Below are 22,305 nucleotides of genomic sequence, written 5' to 3' on the forward strand. Positions count from 1 at the left end.
TCAGTGCTTGACCTGGACCGGGTTTACGTGCCAGATCTCGGAGATGTAGTCGCGGACGGTGCGGTCTGCCGAGAAGAAGCCGCTTCGGGCGGTGTTCAGGATTGACTTGCGGAGCCACTGCTCCTCGTCCTTCCATGCCACGTCCACCTCGTCCTGGGCGTCCACGTAGGAGCGGTAGTCCGCCAGCGTCAAATACTCGTCCCAGCCCAGCAGCGACTCCGCCACCTCGCGGCCGACGCCGAGGAACTTGCCGTCGAGGATGGCGTCCAGGGCGTGGCGCAGCTCGGGGTCCTGCTCGTAGTACGCGCGAGGGCTGTAGTCGCCGCCGTTGCGCAGGGCCAGGGCGGCCGGCGTGTCCAGGCCGAACAGGAAGAAGTTGTCGCCGCCGACCCGGTCGCGGATCTCGATGTTGGCGCCGTCCAGGGTGCCGATCGTCAGCGCGCCGTTCAGGGCCAGCTTCATGTTGCCGGTGCCGGAGGCTTCCTTGCCGGCCATCGAGATCTGCTCGCTGAGGTCGGCGGCCGGGATGATCAGCGAGCCGAGGGTGACGTTGTAGTTGGCCGGGAAGACGACCTTCAGGTACGGGGAGACGGCCGGGTCGGCGTCGATCGTGGCGGCGACCGCGTTGATCAGGCGGATGATGTGTTTCGCCGCGTGGTAGGCGGGAGCTGCCTTTCCGGCGAACAGGACGGTGCGAGGAACGTACGCCTGGCCGGGGTTCTGCTTGATGCGGTGGTACTGGGTGATGATGTGCAGCAGCTTGAGCTGCTGGCGCTTGTACTCGTGGAAGCGCTTGATCATCACGTCGGTGAGCGAGTCGGGGTCGCCGAGGCCGAGCCGCTCCTTGTTCGCGCGCTTGACGGCCTTCCAGCGGGAACGGAACGCGGCGTCGTCGGCGAGCGGTTCGAGGCCGGAGAGCAGCGAGAGGTCGTTGATCCAGGCCTCGCTGCCGAGGGCCTCGGTGATCAGCGAGGAGAGCGTGGGGTTGGCGAGCTTGATGAAGCGCCGCGGTGAGATGCCGTTGGTGACGTTGTGGAACTTGGCCGGCCACAGCTCGGCGAAGTCGCGGAGGGTGGTCTCCTTGAGCAGGTCGGAGTGCAGTTCGGCGACGCCGTTGACGGCCTGGGTGCCGACCACCGCGAGGTTCGCCATGCGGACGCGGCGCTCCGGTTCCTCCTGGATGAGCGACATGCGGCGGACCCGGTCGACGTCGCCGGGGAAGCGGTCGCGGACCTCGGCCAGGAACTCCTCGTTGATCCGGTAGATGATCTCCAGGTGGCGGGGGAGGAGGCGCTCGAACATGCCGATCGCCCAGGTCTCCAGCGCCTCCGGGAGCAGGGTGTGGCAGGTGTAGGCGAAGGTCTGCTTGCACAGTGCCCAGGCCAGGTCCCAGCTCAGGCCCTCCTCGTCGACCAGGAGGCGCATGAGCTCCGGGATGGCGAGGGTGGGGTGGGTGTCGTTGAGCTGGATCACGGTCTTCTTGGGGAAGTCCGACCAGTCGGAGTTGCGCAGGCGGAAGCGGCGGATGATGTCCCGCAGCGAGCAGGAGACCAGGAAGTACTGCTGCTTGAGGCGCAGCTCGCGGCCGGAGTCGGTGCTGTCGTCCGGGTAGAGCACCTTGCTGATGTTCTCGGCGTGCACGGCCTCGTCGACCGCCTCGGCGTACTGGCCGGCCGAGAAGCGGGACAGGTCGAACGACGAGGAGCTGCCGCGGGCGCGCCACAGGCGGACGATGTTGACGGTGTCGGTGCCGTGGCCGGGAACCAGCATGTGGCTGGGCTCACCGAGCACGACCTCGCCCGGGATCCACTGCTTCTTGCCGTGCTCGTCGACCTCGGTGTGGCCGTAGAAGAAGACGGTCTGGCGGTCGTCGGGGGCCGGGAACTCCCACGGGTTGCCCTGGAAGGTCCAGTCGTCCGGCCGCTCGACCTGCTTGCCGTCCTGGAAGTCCTGCTTGAAGATGCCGAAGTCGTAACGGATGCCGTAACCGACGGCCGGAATGTCCAGTGTGGCCATCGCGTCGAGCAGGCAGGCCGCGAGCCGGCCGAGGCCGCCGTTGCCGAGGCCGGGTTCGACGTCGAGGCCCTCGACCTCGGCCGGGTCCAGGCCGAGCTGCTGCAGCGCGATCCGGGCGATCCGGTCGGTGCCGGAGTAGAGCATGTTCTGCTCGAGCTGCTTGCCCAGCAGGTATTCCGCGGACAGGTAGTAGACCCAGCGGGGGTTGGCCGCGTAGTGGGCGGCGGCGGTGCGGACCCGGCGCTCGGCCAGACGGTCGCGGACGGTGAGCGCGAGGGTCTCGTACGCGTCCTGCGTGCTCGCCGACTCGACGGTGGTGCCGCGCCGGTAGTAGAGGTTGCTCAGCAGGTCCTGTTCGAACTCGGCCGCCGAAGTGCCAAGTGGCCGCAGGCCCATCCCGTTGCGTACGTCCATGTCCGCACCCTTCCCCAGTAAGATTGCCAGCAGCTGTCAGCCATGTGCCGGTTGCAGAGATTCCTCCACGACATGTGCGTCGTAGAGCTGGGCATCATGGGTGCCACGCCGCTTGGCCGTGTACATCGCCAGGTCCGCCTGGTGCAACAGATCGGTAACGCCGGTGCCCGGTTTAGGAACCGCGATGCCGATACTGGCTTGCACCCGCAACACCCGGCCGTCCACCGTGATCGGTTCGATCATGGCCGCGAGTATGCGCTCCGCGATCGCGACCGCACGTTCGGCCGTCACCGGTGTGGCGAGTGCGACGGCGAACTCGTCACCGCCGAGCCGGCCGGCGAAGTCCGCTCCCGAGATGCTCCGTTCGAGCACCCGGGAAACTCCGATCAGCACCCCGTCGCCGTACCGGTGGCCGTGGGTGTCGTTGATCGGTTTGAAGCCGTCGAGGTCGATGAAGAGGATCGCCGGCGGCTCGGTCATCTGCTCTACCTGACCGAGAAACGCCGATCTGTTCATCAATCCGGTGAGTTGATCGTGCCGGGCCTCGTAGGCGAGCCGTCGCTGCGTCGCGCGACGCTCGGTGACGTCACGCAGGGTGGCGACCACACCACCGACGGCCGGTTTGTCGCGGAAGTCGCGCATGGTCGCCTCGGTCCAGCGCCAGTCGCCGTCCCGGTGCATGATCCGCACGTGAAAGGTGATGTGGCGGCCGGGGGCGGCATGGACGTGCTCGAGGGCGCCGACCACGGCCGGCAGGTCGTCCGGGTGCACGTGCACCGCGTAACCGCCGTCGACGGCGTAGTACGAGGCCGGATGACCGGTGAGTTTCTCGACGGCGGGGCTGAGGTAGGTCGGCGCGCCGTTCTCGTCGAGGATGCTGAGCACGTCGGTGGAGTCCTGCACGAGCAGCCGGAAACGTTCCTCCCGGTCGCGCAGCCGCACCTCGACGGCCTCGCGTTCCTCGGCGCTGCGGCCGATCGCCCGGATGAACATGATGGTGACCACCAGCCCGAGCAGCCCGGCCGGCTGGGCCAGATGATTCGGCAGGTAGCAGTTGATCCAGCCGAGCGCGACGCCGGCCTGCCCGGCCGCGATGACGGCCGCCGACCAGACCGCGATCGGCCGCCACACGGCCGCGCTGATCAACCGGATCTGGTACGTGACGACCAGCGCGAACACCAGCGGCAGCACCGGGCCCCAGCCCAGCGCATAGATGATCCAGCCGCACATGACGACGTTGACGATGGCCGGCGCGGAGAGCCAGGGGCCGCGCCGCATCCAGGCCACCGGCCCGGGTTCGGCCAGGATGATGATGAGGACCAGCGGCGCCAGGGTGAACCACAGGGCCGACGGGCCGGCCCACCCATAGGGATGCAGCAGCGCGATCACCACGATCGCGACCAGCGGTTCGAGAGCCCGGGCGAGGAAGGGCTTGGGGGCAGGTCTCCTCGTCACGGCGGCCCTCATCGACCCCGGCCTGCGAAATTCAAGAAGAACGAAGCAGGAGTACGGGCATGACGAGTCCCGTGGCGCACGGACCGCCCGGTCGGTGGCCCGGGCCGTCCCCGGCCTCCGGCCCCGGACCGGTGGTCACCCTGGAACCGCTCCCATTCGGGGCTGCGCGCCGCCCCGGCGCCGCGCGAAGATGTCCTATGCGTCGAGCGATGGCACTGACCGTGGTGGTGGTCCTGCTGCTCGTCACGGCCGCGGACGGCGCGGCCCGGGCGAGCACCCCGGTCTACCTCGACCCGGCCTATTCGCCGGCCGAGCGGGCCGCCGACCTGGTCTCCCGGATGACCCTGCCGGAGAAGGCGTCGCAGCTGGTCAGCAGCCAGTCGGCGGCGATTCCGCGGCTCGGTGTCGCGGCCTACGGCTGGTGGAACGAGGCCGCGCACGGTGTCGCCCGCGAGCAGACCAACGACGGCGACCAGCCACCGACCCTGATCAACACCACGTCGTACCCGGTGTCGCTGTCGCTCGCCTCATCGTGGGACCCGGAACTGGTGCGCCGCGAGGCCTCGATGATCTCCGACGAGGCCCGCGAGGTCGTCCGCGACAACCGGCTCGACCTCGACTTCTACTCACCGACGGTCAACCTGGCGCGGGACCCGCGGTGGGGCCGCAACGACGAGACGTTCGGCGAGGACCCGTTCCTGACCGCGACGATGGCCGCCCAGTTCGTGTCCGGTCTGCAGGGCGACGGCCCCTACCTGAAGGCCGTCGCCACCCTGAAGCACTACGCCGCCAACAACAGCGAGTCGAGCCGGCTCAACGGCTCATCGGACATGGACGAGCGGACCCTGCGGGAGTACTACACCGCCCAGTTCCGCGACGTGATCCGCTGGGCCCGGCCCGGTTCGATCATGAGCGCCTACAACAGCGTCAACGGCACGCCCGCCGCGGCCAGCTCGCACCTGATCGAGACCCTGGCCCGGCAGACCTACGGCTTCGGCGGCTATTTCACCTCCGACTGCGACGCCGTCTACGAGATGATGGCCGGCCAGAACTGGCAGCCCCCGGGCGGCGGCCTGCTCGACCAGTACTCGCGGACCGCATACGCCCTGACCGCCGGCGAGGACCTGAACTGCACCCAGGGTTATCACGATGAGTGGAACTACGCGAACACCATCCCGGCCGCCGTGGCCCGGAGCATCGGCGGCCTCACCGAGAACGACGTGGACGTGTCGGTGGCCCGGCTGTTCACCGCCCGGATGGCGCTGGGGGAGTTCGATGCGCAATCGCAGGTCCCGTGGGTGACCGCCGCCCGGGCCCGGCTGGCCGCGCGCACCTCGACCGGCACCGAGACCCCCGAGCGCCTGGACATGGCCCGCGCGGCCGCCGCCGAGAGCCTCGTCCTGCTGAAGAACCAGGTCCTGCCGCTCCCTCGCCGCGGCCGGATCGCGGTGGTCGGCGCGTTCGCCGACCCACCCGAGATCTACCTGGGCGGCTACTCGAGCATCCAGACCAGCGCCGGCGTGGCGAAGTCGGTCACCCCGTTGCAGGGCATCACGGCCGCCGCCGCACCTGCGAAGGTCGACTTCCTGCCCGGCATGATCCCCGGCAGCCTGGACACGGTCGACCCGGCCGCGGTGAAGGCGGCGGCCGGCTACGACGCGGTGATCGTGGTGGCCGGCACCGACCGGTCCACCGCCAGCGAGGACCACGACCGGGCAACGCTGGCCCTGCCCGGCGCCCAAGCCGACCTGATCGGGCAGATCGCGCGGGCGAACCCGCACACCATCGCCTACCTGGAAACCGTCGGCCAGGTCGACGTCGCGCCGTTCGCCGGCGCCGCCGCCGCGATCCTGTGGAGCTCGTTCAACGGCCAGCAGAAGGGCGCCGGCCTCGCCGACGTGCTGTTCGGCGCGGTCAACCCGAGCGGCCGGCTGCCCTTCACCTGGTACGCGTCGGAGGCCCAGCTGCCGCCGATGGAGGACTTCGGCATCCGTCCGACCGCGACCACGCCCGGCCGCACCTACCAGTACTTCACCGGCGCCCCGGCCTATCCGTTCGGCTACGGCCTCACCTACACGACCTTCCGGTACGACGCCCTGCACGTGACCAGGTCCGGCGACACCCTCACCGCGACCGCCACGATCACCAACACCGGCGCGCGGCCCGGCGCCGAGGTCGTCCAGCTCTACGCCACGACACCGTCGGCCCGCCCGTCGGACGAGCGCCCGCGCCGGCGCCTGGTCGCCTTCCGCAAGGTGTCCCTGGCCGCACACGAGTCGGCGCCGGTGACGCTGACTTTTCCGGTCGGCGCGCTCGCGTTCTACGACGACGACGCGTTCCGGGTGACCCCGGGCGCCTACGGCCTGGAGCTGTCCGCGTCGAGCGCCGACGTCCGGCAGCGCGCGATAGTGGACATCAGTGAGCCCCCGCCGCCGGCCCTGGCCGTGGTGACCGCCGACCCCCCGCGCCTCCAGCTCCCGACCGGCACCCGCATCGACCCGCAGGTGACGGTCGCGATGACCGACCAGACCCGCTACGGTCCGGGCAAGCTGCCGGCCGGCATGACCGTCCGCTACGACAGCAACCGCCCGTCCGTGATCCGCCCGGACGGCACCGCCCTGATCGCCGTACACCCTGGTGTCGCCACCGTCACCGCGACCGTGACCGACCGCGGTGTTTCCGCCCGGGGCACGTTCGTGCTGGTGGTCCGCTAAGCCTGCGCCCGCAGGTGAGCGCCGCGTCTGGCAGACGAGCGCGGCGACCCCGTCGCCGGCCGCCTGGTGCGCGGCGCCGAGGGCGGTCAGCGCGTGGGCCTCGAGGTGCCGATCCGTCACCTCACGCGAGAGCATCAGGGCCGCCCGGGCGTGCTCCCGGTGAGAACGCGAACGCCCGTCCGGCCCGAGAGGGACCGATCGGGCGTTTCGGTCTGCTAGACGCGTAGGCCGTGATCCACGCGGAGACTCGCGAAGGCCCGATTTCCAGAGCAAAGCCGGCGGGTGTGGGGTCGGCTTGCCCGAAAGTCGCGGCACGTGCCCGTGTTGCACGGCGGTCGCGTGGTGCCGGCGGTCGGGTGAGAGTGCGGTTGTGGACATCGCAGCCCGTACAGGGAAGAGGCTTTGATTGTCGCGACCCTGACCACCCAAAGCTCGCTAGACGAGGGCGCGCTCGATCTGCCCGGCGGGATAGGGCGTGGTCCGGCTCGAACCGAAGAAGTCCCAGTAGAAGTCGTTCACGACGGTCGCGACCGGCGCGTGGCGGCGGAGGAGCGCGGCGATCGGCGGCGGGACATTGCCGGTCGGGGCCCCGGCCGCGCACCGCCGGACGTACTCGTAACGTTCGGCGACCGGCGCCACCCCGGCGACGTTGGCGGTGATCCAGTTGACCAGCTCCCGCATCACATAGCCGGCGTCGTGGCCGGTGTTGCGCGCGACGAAGTCCCGCTCGGCCGGCGACAGATCGAACCGGGGCGACATGGCCAAACCGAGATCCGCGAGGTAGAGCCGGTGGCCGTCGGTCAGGATGTTGCGGAAGTGGGCGTCGAAGTGCAGCAGGCCGCCCGCGTTCATGAAGGCGACGTCGGCGCGCAGGCGGCGCTCCACCATCGCGCAGGCGGCGGCGACCGCCTCCGGGCCGGCGGCGAGCTGCGCGGCCAGCCAGTCGTGCAGCGTCGCCGGGAGGTGTTCGAGGAAAAGCACCAGGCTCGCCGACGCTCCGGCCAGGGCCTGCAGTCGTCGACGCACCGCCGCCGACTCGTCCCAGTAGGCGACGACCCGGCCGATGTCCGCGTGCTCCTCGGCCGGTGGCGCCGCTCCGGGCAGCACGCGCCAGTGGTACATCAGCGGGAATGCCTCGCTCTCCCCGGCGAGCACCCAGCGCGTCGTCATGGTGTTCGCGGTGAGCTCCCGCCAGGCGCCGAAGCCGGGGCCGGCCAGCCGGGCGATGCCGTAGTGGCAGAACGCCGGCACCTCGAACAGGTTCGCGGTCGACAGGACGTTGGCCGGCTCGCGTTCCCGGTCGGTCAGCGGGATCCGCTTCACGAAGACCGGCGCGCCGGCGATCTCCAGCGCCGCGGAGGCGCCCCCGACGCCGGAGCCGGTGGTGGGGGCCGCGTCCACGAGCCGGCCGAGCTGCTGGTCGTCGAGCCGGGCCAGTGCCGTGGACACCGCACCGAACCGGTCGGCGCGGGCGGTCACGATGCTCGCAGGAGCGGCAGCCAGACCTGGTCGATGATCTCCACGATCGATTCCCGGGACATCGGGCGCATCGTCATCAGCATGTCGTGGCGGAGCAGGTCGAACGGCAGGTTCACGACGCGGGAGATGCGCGGCACGTCGGGGAGTTCGCCGCGCCCGACCGCGCGGGCGACGATCTGCTCGAAGGCGGTGGTGCGGTACGGCTTGCGCAGGAGGTCGCGCAGCTCGCTGAAGCTGGTGCCGGTGTCCCGGAAGTAGTCGGCCAGTTGCACGCTCACCAGGGTGATCATGTGTGAGCGGCCGGCCACCGTGTTCTGCATCATGGCGATCGCGTCGTCGCGCAGGTTGCCGGTGTCCGGCACCACGACCGGCTGCGCCGTCCAGAACTTGCGGAGCGTGGCCAGCAGCAGGTCGTTGCGCTGGGGCCAGCGACGGTAGAGCACCGGGCGGCTGGTGCCGGCGCGCGCGGCGATCGCCTCGAAGGTGAAGCCGGGATAACCGTGCTCCAGCAGGATCTCCCAGGCCGCGTCCAGGATCGCGTCTTCGAGGTCGGCGCCACGACGGCGCTGCTTCAGATCGGGCTGCTTAAGACTCACTTGCGTATCTTATCGCGGCGTCGTACCGTCGCAAGCGTTAGATACAGACGCGTACCTTAAGGTGGCGCTTGATGTCCTCACCCCGCATCGACCCGACGGCTCTGCGCACCGCGATCGCGGTGCTCACCGGCGGTGTCGCGGTCATCCTCGACTCCACGATCGTCAGCGTGGCGCTGCACGAGCTCGCCGCCGACCTCGGCGCGGACGTCAGCACCATCCAGTGGGTCAGCACCGCCTATCTGCTGGCCCTGGGCGTGGTGATCCCGGTCGTCGGCTGGCTGCAGAGCCACCTCGGGGCCAAGCGGCTGTGGATGGCCGCCCTCACCGTCTTCCTGATCGGCTCGGTGCTCTGCGCGTTCGCCTGGGACGCGTCCAGCCTGATCGCGTTCCGGGTGGTCCAGGGCGTCGGGGGCGGCGCGATGATGCCGCTGATGATGACCATGATCATGCAGGCCGCCACCGGCGGCGACCGCACCCGCCTGATGTCCACCGTCGCGCTGCCGGCCGCGGTCGGCCCGATCCTCGGTCCGGTGATCGGCGGCCTGATCCTCGGCGCCGGCGACTGGCGCTGGCTGTTCCTGGTCAACGTGCCGCTCTGCCTGGCCGGGCTCTACCTGGCGTGGCGGATGATCCCGGCCGACGAGCCCGGCCGCCGTGTCCGCCTCGACGTGGTCGGCCTGATCCTGCTGTCACCCTCCCTCGTGGCACTGCTGTGGGGCCTGTCGAATGTGTCCGGCCCCGGTGGCTTCACCCGCGCCGACGTGCTCGTCCCGCTGATCGCCGGCGCGTTGCTCCTGGCCGCGTTCGTGCTCTGGGCCCTGCGCCGTCGCGGCGACGCGCTGGTCGACCTGGAGATCCTGCGCTCCCGGCCAACCTGGGCGGCCACAGCGCTGATGTTTCTCTCCGGCGCCTCGCTCTACGGCGCGATGCTGCTGCTCCCGCTCTACTTCCAGGAGCTGCGCGGGATGAGCGCCCTGGACGCCGGCCTGCTGCTGCTCCCGCAGGGCGTCGGTTCGCTGTTGAGCCGCACCGTGGCCGTCCGGCTGCAGGAGCGCCTGGGTGCCCGGGTGGTCGCCGTCCTCGGGTTCGCTCTGGTCGGCGTGGCCACCGTTCCGTTCGCGTTCGCCGGCGGCGGCACGACGCTCTGGCCGCTGATGGCCACCCTGTTCGTGCGTGGCCTTGGCATGGGCATGGTGATGATCCCGCTGATGACGGTCGCGTTCCTCGGCCTGGAGCGCGACCAGGTGCCGCACGCCAGCATCGTGACCCGGATCGCCCAACAGGTCGGCGGCTCGGTCGGGGTGGCCCTGCTGGCCGTGATCCTGGCGACCGCGGCGACGAGCAACTCCCTGGCGACCGCGTTCGGCATCGCGTTCTGGTGGACCGTCGGCTTCACCGGTGTGGCCGTTCTGCTGTCCTTCGTCCTCCCCGAGAAGATGGCCCCGGCACCCGCCCCGGCGGCGGTCAAGGCGTCGGCGTGAAGGCGTCCGCCAGCTTCGGGTCGCCGAAGAGCGTGATCGCCAGGATCCCGTCCGCGGCGACGGTCAGCACCGCCACGCCGAACGGCTCGCCGCGGAACCACGACACCGCGGCGGGCTGGCCGTTCGCCTCGGTCGCCACCATCCGCCAGTCACCCGCGGCGCCCATCGACGGCGTTGCGAAGGCCAGGCAGGCTTCCCGCCCGGAATACACGGCCGGGTGGCCGATCGGCTCGATGGCCGCGTCCGCCCGCAACACCTCGCGGAACGCGGCGGCGTCGGACGCCTCCCACGCCGCCATGTAACCGGCGAGCAGTTCCCGGGCCCGCGGCGAGGAGGCGTCCAGCACGTCGTCGCGAGCCGGGGCCGCCTCGGCGAGCCGGGCCCGGGCCCGCTGCAGGGCGCTCTTCACGGCCGGCACCGACATGCTCAGCGCCTCGCCGGTCTCGGCCGCCGAGAAGGCCAGCACCTCCCGCAGCAGCAGGACGGCACGCTGCCGCGGGGCGAGGTGCCGCAGGCCGGCCACGAAGGCGAGCCGCACGCTCTCCCGCGCGGTGACGACCTCGGCCGGGTCGGCCGGAAACGGCTCGAGCAGCGGGCCGGCCGCCGTCGCGCGCCGGCCGCGAATCTCGATCGTGGACAGGCAGACATTGGTGGCGATCCGGTAGAGCCAGGTCGCGACCGACGACCGATGCTCGAACGCCGCCCACCCGCGCAGCGCCCGCACGTAGGTGTCCTGCACGACGTCCTCGGCCTCGTGATAGGCCCCGAGCATCCGGTACGCATGGGCCAGCAACCCCCGCCGTTCCCGCTCGAACGCCTCGGTCAGAGCCCCAGCTTCGGGCGCACCCATGCGGCCAACCCCCTGATCGCCTCGTCGGCAACCGGCGCCCGCCCGGCGGCCATCTGGAACGTGTGCAACTGCCCGTCGAAGACGTCCAGCCGGGCGCCGGTCACCTTGGCGAGGCGCTCGCTGTCACCCCGGCCGCTCTCGTCGCCGCCGCACTGCACGTAGACCGGCGGCAGCCCGGACAGGTCGGCGTGGAACGCGTTGACCTCCGGCGCCGAGCCGCTCATATCCTCCGGCAGGTACATCCCGATCAGACCCTGCACCATCGGCCGGGTGAAGAAAAGGTCGGTGGCGGCGTTCTCCTCGTACGAGGTCGCGGTCTGCGCCGGGTCCATGTCGATCCACGGCGACAGCAACAGCAGCGCGGCCGCGCCCGGTTCACGGAGCGCGACCTGCACGGCCAGACCGCCACCGGACGAGTCGCCGGCCAGCGCCACCGTCCGGGCCCCGGCTGCCGCCCAGCGGTACGCGGTGACCACGTCCTCGATCTGTGCCGGGTAACGGAACTCGGGCGTGTGCCGGTAGGTCGCGAGCAGCACCCGTACGCCGGCCGCCTTGGCGAGATGGCCGTACATCTTGCGGTGGGTGTAGAGCGAGCCGCCCACGAAGCCGCCGCCGTGCAGCGCGACGATCACCCGGTCGGGGCCGGCGCCGTGCGGGCTGAGCCACATCGCCGGCACACCGCCCGCCGACACCTCCACATAGTCCAGGCCACGCGGCTCGGCCGTCACGTCGCCCCACTGGTCGTCCGCGCCCATGTCGCCGGCGGCCCAGCGGGCGTACATCTCTCTTATCGGATCCATGTGGGTACCGACCGCCGCCGTACACAAAAGGAATCGGGTAACTTGCGGCGATGATCGTGCGTGATTACCGGGAATCGGACTGGCCGCAGGTGTGGGCGATCGTCCAGCAGGTCGTGCGGGCCGCCGACACCTTCCCCTTCGACCCGGCGATGACCGAGGCGCAGGCGCGGAGCATCTGGCTCGAGGCGCCGCCGGGGCGGACCGTCGTCGCCGCCGAGGGCGACCGCGTGCTCGGCACCGCCAAGATGGGCGCCAACCGGGGCGGGCCGGGCGCGCACATCTCGACGGCCAGCTTCATGGTCGCGGAAAACGAGCGCGGGCACGGCGTCGGCTCGGCCCTGTGCCGCGACGCCACCGGCTGGGCGCAATTGCAGGGGTACGCCGGAATGCAGTTCAACGCCGTGGTCGAAACCAACCGCGGCGCCGTCGCGGTCTACGAGCGCCAGGGTTTCCAGGTCCTCGGCACCGTCCCGCGCGCCTTCGAGCACCCGTCCCTGGGTCGCGTCGGCCTGCACCTGATGTACCGCGAGTTTTAACTGCTCAGGTAGCGCAGGACCGCGAGGACGCGGCGGTTGTCGGCCTCGGCCGGGGGCAGTCCGAGCTTGTCGAAGATGCCGGCGATGTGTTTCTCGACGGTGCCGCCGGTCACCACCAGGGCGTCGGCGATGCCGGCGTTCGACCGGCCCTCGGCCATCAGCGTGAGCACGTGACGCTCGCGCGCGGTCAGCGCGGCCAGGCCGTCGGCGCGGCGGCTGGCCCGCAGCAGCTGGCCGACGACCTCGGGGTCGAGCGCCGTGCCGCCGCCCGCGACCCGCTCCAGCGCGCCGGTGAACTCGGCGACGTCGGCGACCCGCTCCTTCAGCAGGTAGCCGGCGCCGGCCGCGTTGCCTTCCAGCAGCCGGGCGGTGTACTTGGTCTCGATGTACTGGGACAGCACCAGCACCCCGGTGCCAGGGTGGGTGCGGCGGATCTCGATCGCGGCCCGCAGTCCCTCGTCGGTGTGCGCCGGCGGCATCCGGATGTCGGCCACCACGACGTCCGGCCGATGCTCGGCCACCGCGGCCAGCAGCGCGCCGCCGTCGCCCACGGCGGCGCACACGCGGTGGCCGCGGTCCTCGATCAGCCGGGTGAGCCCGGCCCGGAACAGGACCGCGTCCTCGGCGATCACCACCCGCACGCTCATGCGCGCATCGGGAGCTCGACGGTGATCGTGGTCGGCCCGCCGGGTGGGCTGGTGATCGTGAGCCGGCCGTCGACCACGGCGACCCGCTGCGCGAGCCCGGTCAGGCCGGTGCCGCGGGCCGGGTCGGCGCCGCCGGTGCCGTCGTCGGCGACACTGAGCAGCAGAATGTCCCGCTGCCCGGCCGCCCGGACGGCGAGCCGGCCGGCGTTGCTGTGCTTGGCCGCGTTGGCCAGCAGCTCGGCGGCGCAGAAGTAGGCGATGGTCTCGATCGCCGGGGTGGGGCGATGCGGGATGCGGACGTCCAGCTCGACCGGGATCGCCCGGTCGGCGGCCAGCGAGGCGAGGGCGTCGGCCAGCCCGTTGTCGAGCACCGGCGGGTGCATGCCGCGGGCCAGGACGCGCAGCTCGCCGATCGCGTCCTTGGCGCCCCGCAGCGCGGCGTCGACCAGCTCGCGGGCGGCCGCGGCGTCCGGCACCTCGGGGCCGTCGCCGAGCTTCTCCCGGGCCATGCCGAGGTTCATCGCCAGGGTGGCCAGCCGGATCTGCGCGCCGTCGTGCAGGTTGCGCTCGAGCCGGCGCAGCAGAGCGGCCGAGTCGTCGACCGCCAGGGCCCGGCTCAGCTCCAGATCGTGGACGCGCTGCGCCAGCCGCCCGGGCCCGAGCAGGCGGCGGATGAGCCAGGCGTCGGCGGACACGACGGCCGGGGTGATCCACGGGGCGGCCAGCAGCATGGCCGCTCCGGCCGCGGCGGCGGCGAACGTGCCGGGGAGGGTGGCGACGTGGAAGGTGCCCTCGCCGAACAGCCCGAGCGGCGTGAACACCGGCACCGGGCTCAGCTCGGTGCCGGCCGGGTGGTTGCGGAACGCGCCCCACCAGAGCGGGTAACACAGGTTGACCAGGCCGCCGATCCAGAAGTACACGGCGTACAGCTCGACCAGGCCGACCGGCAGCTTGATGAACTGGTAGGCGATGACCCGCCAGCCGGCGCCGTCGCCGGGGTGCCGCCGCGCCGGCGGCGCGGCGACCCGTAGTCCGAGCAGCCGGTCAGCGAGTCGCCGCTGCAGTGCGCCGAGCCGCCGGGCCGCCCCGGTGGCCACCGCCAGCACGAGCAGCAGTCCCACGCCCGCGATGGCGACGGCGATCTCGGCCGGCGACGGGTTGCCCCGCCCGCCGTCGGCCGCCCACCAGGTCAGGTCCACCGCGAGGACGGCGAGCACCGGCGGGCTGATCAGCGCGAACGGCGCCCCGGCCAGGCAGAACCACAGCTCGCGAAGGCGCATCATCACATCCTCCCGCTTACGCGTTCCGCTTGGACAGCAGCCATCCGCCGGCGGCGAGGGCAATCGCGGCGTACAGCGACAGCATGCCGAGCCCGGCCCACGCGGACAGGAAGTCCGGACAGGACGGGTCGCTGCCGCAGGTCACCGGCCTGGTCGTGCTGAGCGAGTTCTCCAGGATCAGGATCGGCATGTACGCCGCCGCGTCGCGCGCGAGGAAGCCGACGACCTGCGCGACCACGTACACGCCGGCCACCAGCACCCCGACCGCCGCGGCGCTGTACCGGATGATCGCGCCCAATCCCAGGCCGAGCAGCCCGATCAGGCAGAACGCCGCCCCGGACAGTACGACCGCCCGCAGCACGCCGGGATCGCCCAGCGCCGGCGCCGCGATGCCGTGGCGCACGGTGGCCGCGGCGGCGAGGAACGCGGTGAATGCCGCGAGCTCTCCGACGACCAGAGTCACCGCCCCGAAAACCGCTGCCTTCGCCGCCAGCACCAGCGGGCGGCGCGGGATGACGGCGAGGGTGGCCCGGATCGTTCCCGAGCTGTATTCGCCGGTCATGGTCAGGACGCCGAGCGCGCCCGCCAGCAGCAGCCCGGGAACCACCCCGGCCAGCGCGTTGTTGGTCAGGTCCGCGTCGGCGTTCCGGCTGTTCAGGCCGACCGCGAGGCCGATGCCGACGGTGCCGGCGGCGGTGACGGCCAGGGTCCACCAGGTGGAGCGCAGGCTGCGCAGTTTGATCCATTCCATCCGCGCCGCCTGGGCCAGGCCGTAACTGCCGCCGCTCATGACGTCGCCCCCCGGTACTCGACCGCTCCGCTGGTGAGCCGGAAGAACGCGTCCTCCAGCGATGCCGCCCCGGCCGACAACTCGGCGACGGTCGTGTCGGCGAGCAGCCGGCCCTGGCCGATCACCACCAGCCGCTCGGCGGTCAGCGCCATCTCGCTGATCAGGTGACTGGACACGAACACCGTGCGGCCCTGCGCGGCCAGCGACCGCAGCAGCGTGCGGATCCAGCGGACCCCCTCCGGATCCAGGCCGTTGACCGGCTCGTCCAGCAGCAGCACCGCCGGATCGCCGAGCAGCGCCGCGGCCACCCCGAGACGCTGCCCCATCCCGAGGGAGAACTTTCCGGCCCGCCGCCCGGCCGCGCCGGTCAGGCCGACCATGTCGAGGACCTCGTCGACCCGGGACCGCGGAATCGCGTTGCCGGCGGCCAGCGCGGCCAGGTGGCTGCGGGCGCTGCGGCCCGGGTGGAACGCCTTGGCCTCGAGCATCGCGCCGACCTCGCGCAGCGGCCGGCGCAACTCGCGGTAGCGGCGGCCGCCGATCAGCGCCTGGCCGGCGTCGGGCCGGTCCAGGCCGAGGATCAGCCGCATCGTGGTGGACTTGCCCGACCCGTTGGGGCCGAGGAAGCCGGTGACGCTGCCCGGCCGCACCTCGAAGCTGAGCGCGTCCACCGCCAGCGTCGGTCCATATCGCCTGGTGAGTTCCCGAACCTCGATCACCCGAGCTCCTTCCGTTGCCGTTGCTTACGGAAGATGACGCTAGGGAGGTGGTGGCCCGGGCGGGATCCGGCTGGCTGCCGTCTTCGGCTGGGGGATTTCCCCCGTACGGCCGCCTGAGAGTTCTTGCAAGACCGTCCACAATGCCGGGTACGACGTCGGCCGCGCAACCCCGAATCGCGTTTCTTCGCCATGCGCGACCAAATGTGGTCGTCCACAACAAATCATCTAGCTGCGCCGATGGTGTTCACCTGGCGTTGTCTCGGTCCTGACATGCTTACGAAACAAGACTGCAAGAACTGCAAGAACTTGCATGACGTCCAGCCGCGTCGATACCTTCCGTCCGTTCGCGGGGGCGACCGTTCCCCGCGGGCTGGGGGGATTTGGATGAGATTCCGATCTTGGGCAGCCGTGCTCGCCACGGCTGCCGTCATGACCGGAACAGTCGCGGCGCCGGCTTCCGCGGCTTCCTCGGCCGCCGGACCTGACAAGGTCGCCGCGAAGGTCAAGGCGCAAGTTGCGGGGGGCCGCAAGGCCGCGTTCTGGGTGCTGCTGCGTGGGTCGGACAACCTGGCGGCCGCCCGCAAGGCCACTGGCAAGGCGGCCAAGGCTTCTGCCGTTCTGCGGGACGGCAAGGCCGGCGCGAGCCGCGACCAGGCCGCGTTGCGCACGCTGCTCGGCAAGCGCAAGGCCACGTTCGAGACGTACTGGATCGCCGACACCATGCGCGTCACCGGCGACGCCGCGACCCTCGCGGCCGTGGCCGCCCGGCCCGAGGTCAAGGCGATCCTGCCGGACGACCCGATCCGGCTGCCGGCGGTGCAGGCCGGCGCCGCGCAGGCCGAGGCCGGCGGGGTCGAGTGGAACATCGACCGGATCAACGCGCCGCGGGTCTGGACCGAGCGCGGCGACACCGGCGCCGGCATCGTGGTCGCCAACGTGGACACCGGCGTCCAGTTCGACCACCCGGCGCTCGCCGCCAACTACCGCGGGCGTAACGCCGACGGCAGCGTCAGCCACGACCACAACTGGTACGACCCGTCACACACCTGCCCGGACAACGTGCCCTGCGACAACGCCGGGCACGGCACGCACACCATGGGCACGATGGCCGGGGCCGACGGGATCGGCGTCGCCCCGGGCGTGAGGTGGATCGCGGCGAAGGGCTGCGAGAGCACCTCCTGCTCGATCGGCTCGCTGCTCGCCGCCGGCCAGTGGATCGTCGCCCCGACCGACCGGGACGGCAACGACCCGCGCCCCGACCTGGCCCCCGACGTCGTCAACAACTCGTGGGGCGGCGGCTCCGGCTTCGACCCGTGGTACTCCGACATCGTCAACAGCTGGGTGGCGGCCGGGATCTTCCCGGCGTTCTCCAACGGCAACAACGGCCCCGGCTGCGGCACCGCGAGCACGCCGGGCAGCTACAACGCGACGTACGCGTCCGGCGCGTTCGACGTCAACAACGCGATCGCGTCGTTCTCCAGCCGCGGCACCGGTGAGGCCGGCTCGATCAAGCCGGACATCGCAGCGCCCGGCGTCGACGTGCGGTCCAGCGTCCCGGGCGGCTACGGCGTCTACAGCGGCACCTCGATGGCGTCGCCGCACACCGCCGCCACGGTCGCGCTGATGTGGGCGGCGGCCCCGGCGCTGCGGCACGACATCGCCGCGACCCGGGAGATCCTCGACGAGACGGCGATCGACACCGACGACACCGGCTGCGGCGGGACGGCCGCCGACAACAACGTCTGGGGCCAGGGCAAACTCGACGCGTACGCGGCGGTCACGATGGCCGTGAGCCCGAGCGGCAGCCTGACCGGCACGGTGACCGGCGTGGGCGTCCCGCTGACCGGCGCCACCGTGACGGTCAGCGGGCCGGCGAACCGGACGCTGACCACCGCGGCCGACGGCGGCTACCGGTTCGGCCGGCTCCTCGCCGGCCGCTACCACCTGCGGATCAGCGCCTTCGGCTACGACACGTTCGAGGGGGACGTGTCGATCGCCGGGGGAGACGCCGCGCACGCCGACGCGGCTCTGACCACCAGCGCTTCCGCGCTGCTCTCCGGGCTGATCATCAGCGGCGGGAGCCCGGTTCCGGGTGTGACGGTGGCTTTGGCGGGTACGCCGGTGTCGGTCACCAGCGATTCGGGCGGCCATTACCGGCTCGCCGCACCGCTCGGCAGTTACTCACTCGCCGCCCGCCCGGCCGGTGGTTGCGCGTCGCCGGTCACCCGCGCGATCACCCTGACCGCCGACCAGAGCCTCGACCTGGACCTGCCGCTGCTGGCCGACCACTACGGATACACCTGCAACGCCGCCATCGAGGGTTATAGAGCGGGCGACCAGCAGTTGCAGATCACGGGCGACGACAGTTCCGTATCGGTGACGCTGCCGTTCTCGTTCCCGCTCTACGGAGTCGGGCACACCCAGGCCTGGGTGGGCAGCAACGGGCTGATCGCGTTCGACAACGCCTCGACCTCGTTCGCGAACACCACCCTGCCGCTGAACACCGAGCCCAACGACGCGCTCTATCCGTTCTGGGACGACCTCTACCTCGATTCGGCGGCCGGGATCTACACCGCGGCCGGCGCGGACACGTTCGTGGTCGAGTGGCGCAACGTGATGTTCTTCGGCGACTCGTCCCAGCGGGTGTCGGTCAGCGCGATCCTGCACGCCGACGGGGCCGTCACCTACAAGTACCGCGGGTTGACGGGGGAGCGGGCCAGCGGCACGAGCGCGACGATCGGCCTGGAGAACACCGGTGGCACCGACGGCTTCACGTACGCGTACATGACAAGTGCCGTCACCGACGGCAGCGGGGTGACCCTGCACCCGCCGGCCGATCGCATCGCCGCCACGTTCAACGTCACCGGCTCCACCGTCTACGGCCAGAACCTCTACGTCGTCGGCAGCATCCCGGAGCTGGGCCAGTGGGACCCGGCGCGGGCGATCCCGCTGTCCGCCGCGACCTACCCGGTCTGGTCGGCGAGCGTCTCGCTGCCGCCGAACACCGCCATCGAGTTCAAGTACCTGATCCGCAACACCGACGGCAGCTGGACGTGGGAGTCCACCCCGAATCGCTCGACCGTGACCCCGCCGACCGGTCAATACATCACCCACGACACGTTCGACCAGCATTAAGCACACCTAGTCGACCGGTCGGAGATGTGGTTATGGTGGGGCCGGTACGACCCGACTCGACCGGGAGGCCCCACCACACCGACTGCGGCATGCTCACCTTCACCGACGACGAGTTCAAGAGCGCGATCGAGCGCGAGGTCGGCATCCGCCCGCCGTGGGCGGCCGAGGCCTTCAGCGACCTCGACGCGGACGTGCGGCAGTCGTTGCGCCGCATCCTCGAGGACCCGTTCGTCCCGGTGAAGGAGTCGGTGCGCGGCTTCGTCTACGAGGTGGAGACCGGCAAACTCCGCGAGGTGCACTGACCGCAAGGCTGGTTGCGCCGGCCCGCCGATGGGTAGGTGCGCTCCGTGGCCGAGAGCAGCAGTAGCCGTACGGTGATCGTCGCAGTCATCGCCAACCTGGGAATCGCCGTCGCCAAGATCGTGGCGGCGCTGCTGACCGGGTCGGCGTCCATGTGGGCGGAGGCGGCGCACTCGGTCGCGGACACCGGCAACGAGATCCTTCTTTTCATCGGCCTGCGGAAATCGGCGCGCGGACCGGACTCCGAACGACCTTTCGGGTACGGGCAGGAGCGCTACTTCTGGTCGTTCCTCGCCGCGCTCGGCATCTTCCTCGTCGGCGGCACGCTGTCGATCGGCGAGGGCGTGCGCAGCCTGCTGCTGCCCGAGCCGGTCGAGTCGCTGTGGGTCGGCGTCGGGGTCCTGGTCGTGGCGTTCGGCTTCGAGGCGTACTCCTGGCAGACCGCCCGCAAGCAGCTCAAGAGCGACGCCGCCGAGCAGCAACGCTCGATGCGCGAGCATCTGGCCCGGGCGTCCGATCCCAGCGCCACCACCGTGTTCATGGAGGATACGGCCGCGCTGATCGGTCTCGGCATCGCGATGGCCGCGCTGCTGCTGCACGCCGGCACCGGCTGGGCCGCTTGGGATGCGATCGGCAGCATGCTGATCGGCGTGCTGCTGATCGTGGTGGCGTTTCTGCTGGCCCGCCGCTCCAAGGCGCTGCTGGTGGAGGAGGCCGCCCCGGACGACGTGGTCGACCCGATCCGGCAGCAGGTCGGCGCCGCGGACTGGGTGGCCGAGCCGACCACGGTGCACGCCGTCTACATGGGCCCGTCCAACCTGCTCGTCAACATCCGCCTGACGCCGCAGCGCCAGGACGGCCCGGTCGGCGACCTGCTCGCGAAGGTGGACCAGATGCACGCCGACCTGCTGGCCGACCCGTCCATCGCACAGGTGACGATCACCCTGACCGGCCAGGCCGGCGACGGGCCCGATTCACGCTGAGCGGTCGTCGCGTCCGAGGTCGGGGCGGCCACCGGGGCGGCGGACGGTGTCGCCGGCCGCGTCGACGGCCTTTCGCGCCGCGTCGGCGGGGGAGTCGCCGCGCAGCAGCGCGACAGTGAGCGCCGCGGTGAACGAGTCGCCCGCCCCGGTGGTGTCGACGACCGGGCCGCCGGTGAGTGGCAGCTCCAGTCGTCCTTCACCCCAGCGCGGCCCACGCCACGCGAAGAGATTTCCGTCCGTGGTGGCGAACGCGACCAGCTCCGGGCCGGAATCGAGGACCTTGTCGATGTCTCCGAGCATCCCGGCCTCGTGCTCGTCGGCGCGCACCACGTCGGCCCGGGCGATGATCCCGGCGTCGGCGAAACCGTCGGCCACCACCAGCGCGTCGCCCTCCCGGGCGAGCCGGATGGCGGTTTTGACGGCGTCGGCGGGCTGCTGCAGCTGGATCGTGACCGCGCCGGCGTCCCGCAGCAGATTGGCGGCACCGTCGACGTCGGTCGGGGTGAGCAGCACCGACTCGGGAAGATGTTGCAGGTAGCGCCACTGGCCGTCGGCTTCGAGGACCTCCACGATCAACCCGGTGGGCGCGCCGCGGCGCCGCACGACCGGCCGCACGTCGATGCCGTCGCTGATCGCCCGCGCGAGGAGCTGGTCGCAGACGAAGTCGTCGCCGACCACCGCCACCAGGCTCACCGGCACGCCGAGCTGAGCGACCGCCACCGCCTGGTTGGCGCCCTTGCCGCCGAGCATCTCCCGCCGCCCGGACACGTCCCCGGCCGTCCCGGCCTCCGGGATCCCGTCCACCTGCAGCACGATGTCCCGGGCCAGTTGCCCGACCACCACGATCCGGTCAGTGCTCACGGCCGACCCGCACCAGCGCCGACATCAGAACGGGAAGCTCTCCGGCCGGGACCAGACCCGCGAGCTCGTCCGGGTCCGCCGGCAGATGGGCGCGCCGCGCTCCGTCGAGCACCTTCTGGTCGGCGTACGGGGCGATGTCCGGCCACACACCTTGCACCTCGCGCAGGAAGATGTCGGCCCCGGTCGGCCCGATTCCCGGGAACCGGGTGAGAAGGTCCTTCAGCGCGCGCACATCGCTGCCGCCCTCCTCGTGGAGGCGGCGCAGGTCGCCGCCCCAGCTGTCCAGGCACAGCTGGGCGCTGTCGGCGAGGATCGTGGCGGTGCTCTCGTCGTAGCGCCGGTAGTGCCCCCGGCCCAGCGCGTCGACCCGGTCCTGCCAACTGGCGGCGAGCATGCGCTGCGGCGTACGGCAGCCGGCCTTGAACAATTCCCGGGCGGCGGCGACCGCGACTCCCGACGAGATCGGTTTGCTGAGCAGCGTGGCCAGAACGAGCAGCCGGTACAGCGGCGACGGTTTGTCGCCCAGCGTGATGCCGGCCTCCTCGGCATAGCTCTGCCCGCGCTGCTCCAGCAGCTCCTTGACCGTGTCCCGTTGCTCCATGCGCATGGGGTTACCCGCCGCCCCGGCGATGAATCGGGGTGTCGCGGGCCGGCCAATTGATCTGACTATTCGGTTGATCTTGGGATGGCCGGGCCGGAACTACCATCTGCGCGGCTTGTTCAGATCGAAGAACGGGATCGTCATGCAAGAGAAGCTCCAGACTCGCGCGTTTGCGCAGGTAGAGACCATTCTTCAGCCCGGTGAGGCGCCCATCGTGGCGACTCGCGCGATGGTCGGGAAGTTCTCGTCCGGCCGACTCGGTGCCATCGCCAAGCAGGCGATCCTCCAGGAGGCCGTCGGCTCGGTGCTGGCGAACAAACTGGCGAAGTCGAAGAAGCAGTTCATCGTGGTCACCAACCGGCGGCTGATCTTCCTGCCGCAGACCTTCCTGGGCGGCCCCGGCAAGGCGATCCTCGGCGAGATGCCGCGCGAGGTGGTGTCGCTGGCCGAGGTCAAGATGGGCGTCATGAGCCTGGTGCGGATCGCGTTCGGCAACGCGGGCGACGGCATCGCGCTGACCTTCCCGCGGGTCGACAAGAAGAACGCCGAGGCCCTCGCCCAGGCGCTGCAGCAGACGCCGGTCGTCTGAGGCCGGTCACAGATCCGGAGCCGGTTCGGTCTCAGTTGGCAAAACCCCAACGGAAGGCC

At 71.3% G+C, this 22,305-nt stretch carries 19 protein-coding genes; 7 read left to right on the forward strand and 12 right to left on the reverse strand.

Annotated features, from left to right (window positions below; all coding sequences use genetic code 11):
* Entirely contained in the window at positions 1-2,430 is a 2,430-nt protein-coding gene (locus AB0E90_RS30980) for a glycogen/starch/alpha-glucan phosphorylase (RefSeq protein WP_360413668.1), read from the reverse strand.
* Positions 2,431-2,466: 36 nt separating this feature from the next.
* Positions 2,467-3,885 carry a diguanylate cyclase gene (locus tag AB0E90_RS30985; protein WP_360413671.1) on the reverse strand — a complete coding sequence of 473 codons (1,419 nt, stop codon included), beginning with the start codon at positions 3,883-3,885 and terminating at the stop codon, positions 2,467-2,469.
* Positions 3,886-4,094: 209 nt separating this feature from the next.
* Between AB0E90_RS30985 and AB0E90_RS30990 the strand changes: the two genes are divergently transcribed.
* Positions 4,095-6,599, forward strand: coding sequence for a glycoside hydrolase family 3 C-terminal domain-containing protein (locus AB0E90_RS30990; protein ID WP_360413674.1), 2,505 nt, complete (start codon positions 4,095-4,097; stop codon positions 6,597-6,599).
* Between the two features lie 435 nt (positions 6,600-7,034).
* Here AB0E90_RS30990 and AB0E90_RS30995 read toward each other — a convergent pair whose 3' ends face one another.
* Positions 7,035-8,078, reverse strand: a complete 1,044-nt coding sequence (locus tag AB0E90_RS30995; protein ID WP_360413677.1) for a serine/threonine protein phosphatase — start codon at positions 8,076-8,078, stop codon at positions 7,035-7,037.
* Positions 8,075-8,674, reverse strand: coding sequence for a TetR/AcrR family transcriptional regulator (locus AB0E90_RS31000; protein ID WP_360413680.1), 600 nt, complete (start codon positions 8,672-8,674; stop codon positions 8,075-8,077). The genes AB0E90_RS30995 and AB0E90_RS31000 overlap by 4 nt, the downstream gene beginning before the upstream one ends.
* Positions 8,675-8,745: 71 nt before the next feature.
* On the opposite strand from AB0E90_RS31000, the gene AB0E90_RS31005 reads away from it, so the two are divergent.
* Positions 8,746-10,155 (forward strand): MDR family MFS transporter, encoded by a 1,410-nt coding sequence (locus AB0E90_RS31005; RefSeq protein ID WP_360413683.1) that lies wholly within the window; start codon positions 8,746-8,748, stop codon positions 10,153-10,155.
* Here the strand turns inward: AB0E90_RS31005 and AB0E90_RS31010 are convergent.
* Together AB0E90_RS31010 and AB0E90_RS31015 are read right to left on the reverse strand one after the other, a co-directional pair.
* Positions 10,139-11,005 (reverse strand): sigma-70 family RNA polymerase sigma factor, encoded by an 867-nt coding sequence (locus tag AB0E90_RS31010; protein WP_360413686.1) that lies wholly within the window; start codon positions 11,003-11,005, stop codon positions 10,139-10,141. The genes AB0E90_RS31005 and AB0E90_RS31010 overlap by 17 nt on opposite strands.
* Positions 10,978-11,805 carry an alpha/beta hydrolase gene (locus AB0E90_RS31015; RefSeq protein WP_360413688.1) on the reverse strand — a complete coding sequence of 276 codons (828 nt, stop codon included), beginning with the start codon at positions 11,803-11,805 and terminating at the stop codon, positions 10,978-10,980. The genes AB0E90_RS31010 and AB0E90_RS31015 overlap by 28 nt, the downstream gene beginning before the upstream one ends.
* Positions 11,806-11,855: 50 nt before the next feature.
* Between AB0E90_RS31015 and AB0E90_RS31020 the strand changes: the two genes are divergently transcribed.
* A complete protein-coding gene (locus AB0E90_RS31020; RefSeq protein ID WP_360413691.1) occupies positions 11,856-12,341 on the forward strand; it encodes a GNAT family N-acetyltransferase in 486 nt (161 codons plus the stop codon).
* Here AB0E90_RS31020 and AB0E90_RS31025 read toward each other — a convergent pair.
* From AB0E90_RS31025 to AB0E90_RS31040, 4 genes are read right to left on the reverse strand one after another with little or no spacing between them, the layout of a single operon-like run.
* Positions 12,338-12,982 carry a response regulator transcription factor gene (locus AB0E90_RS31025; RefSeq protein ID WP_360414064.1) on the reverse strand — a complete coding sequence of 215 codons (645 nt, stop codon included), beginning with the start codon at positions 12,980-12,982 and terminating at the stop codon, positions 12,338-12,340. The genes AB0E90_RS31020 and AB0E90_RS31025 overlap by 4 nt on opposite strands.
* Before the next feature lie 2 nt (positions 12,983-12,984).
* Entirely contained in the window at positions 12,985-14,271 is a 1,287-nt protein-coding gene (locus AB0E90_RS31030; RefSeq protein WP_360413694.1) for a sensor domain-containing protein, read from the reverse strand.
* Positions 14,272-14,284: 13 nt separating this feature from the next.
* Positions 14,285-15,058 carry an ABC transporter permease gene (locus tag AB0E90_RS31035; protein WP_360413697.1) on the reverse strand — a complete coding sequence of 258 codons (774 nt, stop codon included), beginning with the start codon at positions 15,056-15,058 and terminating at the stop codon, positions 14,285-14,287.
* Complete coding sequence (locus tag AB0E90_RS31040) at positions 15,055-15,777, reverse strand: ATP-binding cassette domain-containing protein (RefSeq protein ID WP_360413700.1); 723 nt, start codon at positions 15,775-15,777, stop codon at positions 15,055-15,057. The genes AB0E90_RS31035 and AB0E90_RS31040 overlap by 4 nt, the downstream gene beginning before the upstream one ends.
* A 384-nt stretch (positions 15,778-16,161) precedes the next feature.
* Between AB0E90_RS31040 and AB0E90_RS31045 the strand changes: the two genes are divergently transcribed.
* The 3 genes from AB0E90_RS31045 (at position 16,162) to AB0E90_RS31055 (ending at position 20,195) form a co-directional block, all read left to right on the forward strand.
* On the forward strand, positions 16,162-18,912 hold the full coding sequence (locus AB0E90_RS31045; RefSeq protein WP_360413703.1) for a S8 family serine peptidase: 2,751 nt from the start codon (positions 16,162-16,164) through the stop codon (positions 18,910-18,912).
* Between the two features lie 89 nt (positions 18,913-19,001).
* Positions 19,002-19,214: a hypothetical protein gene (locus AB0E90_RS31050; RefSeq protein WP_360413706.1), complete on the forward strand. Its 213-nt coding sequence runs from the start codon at positions 19,002-19,004 to the stop codon at positions 19,212-19,214.
* Positions 19,215-19,259: 45 nt separating this feature from the next.
* On the forward strand, positions 19,260-20,195 hold the full coding sequence (locus AB0E90_RS31055; protein ID WP_360413709.1) for a cation diffusion facilitator family transporter: 936 nt from the start codon (positions 19,260-19,262) through the stop codon (positions 20,193-20,195).
* Here the strand turns inward: AB0E90_RS31055 and AB0E90_RS31060 are convergent.
* Both AB0E90_RS31060 and AB0E90_RS31065 read right to left on the reverse strand, forming a co-directional pair.
* Positions 20,187-21,056 (reverse strand): PfkB family carbohydrate kinase, encoded by an 870-nt coding sequence (locus AB0E90_RS31060; protein ID WP_360413712.1) that lies wholly within the window; start codon positions 21,054-21,056, stop codon positions 20,187-20,189. The two genes, AB0E90_RS31055 and AB0E90_RS31060, sit on opposite strands and share 9 nt — an antisense overlap.
* A complete protein-coding gene (locus tag AB0E90_RS31065) occupies positions 21,046-21,657 on the reverse strand; it encodes a hypothetical protein (protein ID WP_360413715.1) in 612 nt (203 codons plus the stop codon). The genes AB0E90_RS31060 and AB0E90_RS31065 overlap by 11 nt, the downstream gene beginning before the upstream one ends.
* Positions 21,658-21,871: 214 nt before the next feature.
* Between AB0E90_RS31065 and AB0E90_RS31070 the strand changes: the two genes are divergently transcribed.
* Positions 21,872-22,246, forward strand: a complete 375-nt coding sequence (locus tag AB0E90_RS31070; RefSeq protein WP_360413718.1) for a hypothetical protein — start codon at positions 21,872-21,874, stop codon at positions 22,244-22,246.
* Positions 22,247-22,305 lie beyond the last annotated feature (59 nt).

This window comes from Actinoplanes sp. NPDC026619 (assembly GCF_040638295.1).
Taxonomy (GTDB): Bacteria; Actinomycetota; Actinomycetes; order Mycobacteriales; family Micromonosporaceae; genus Actinoplanes.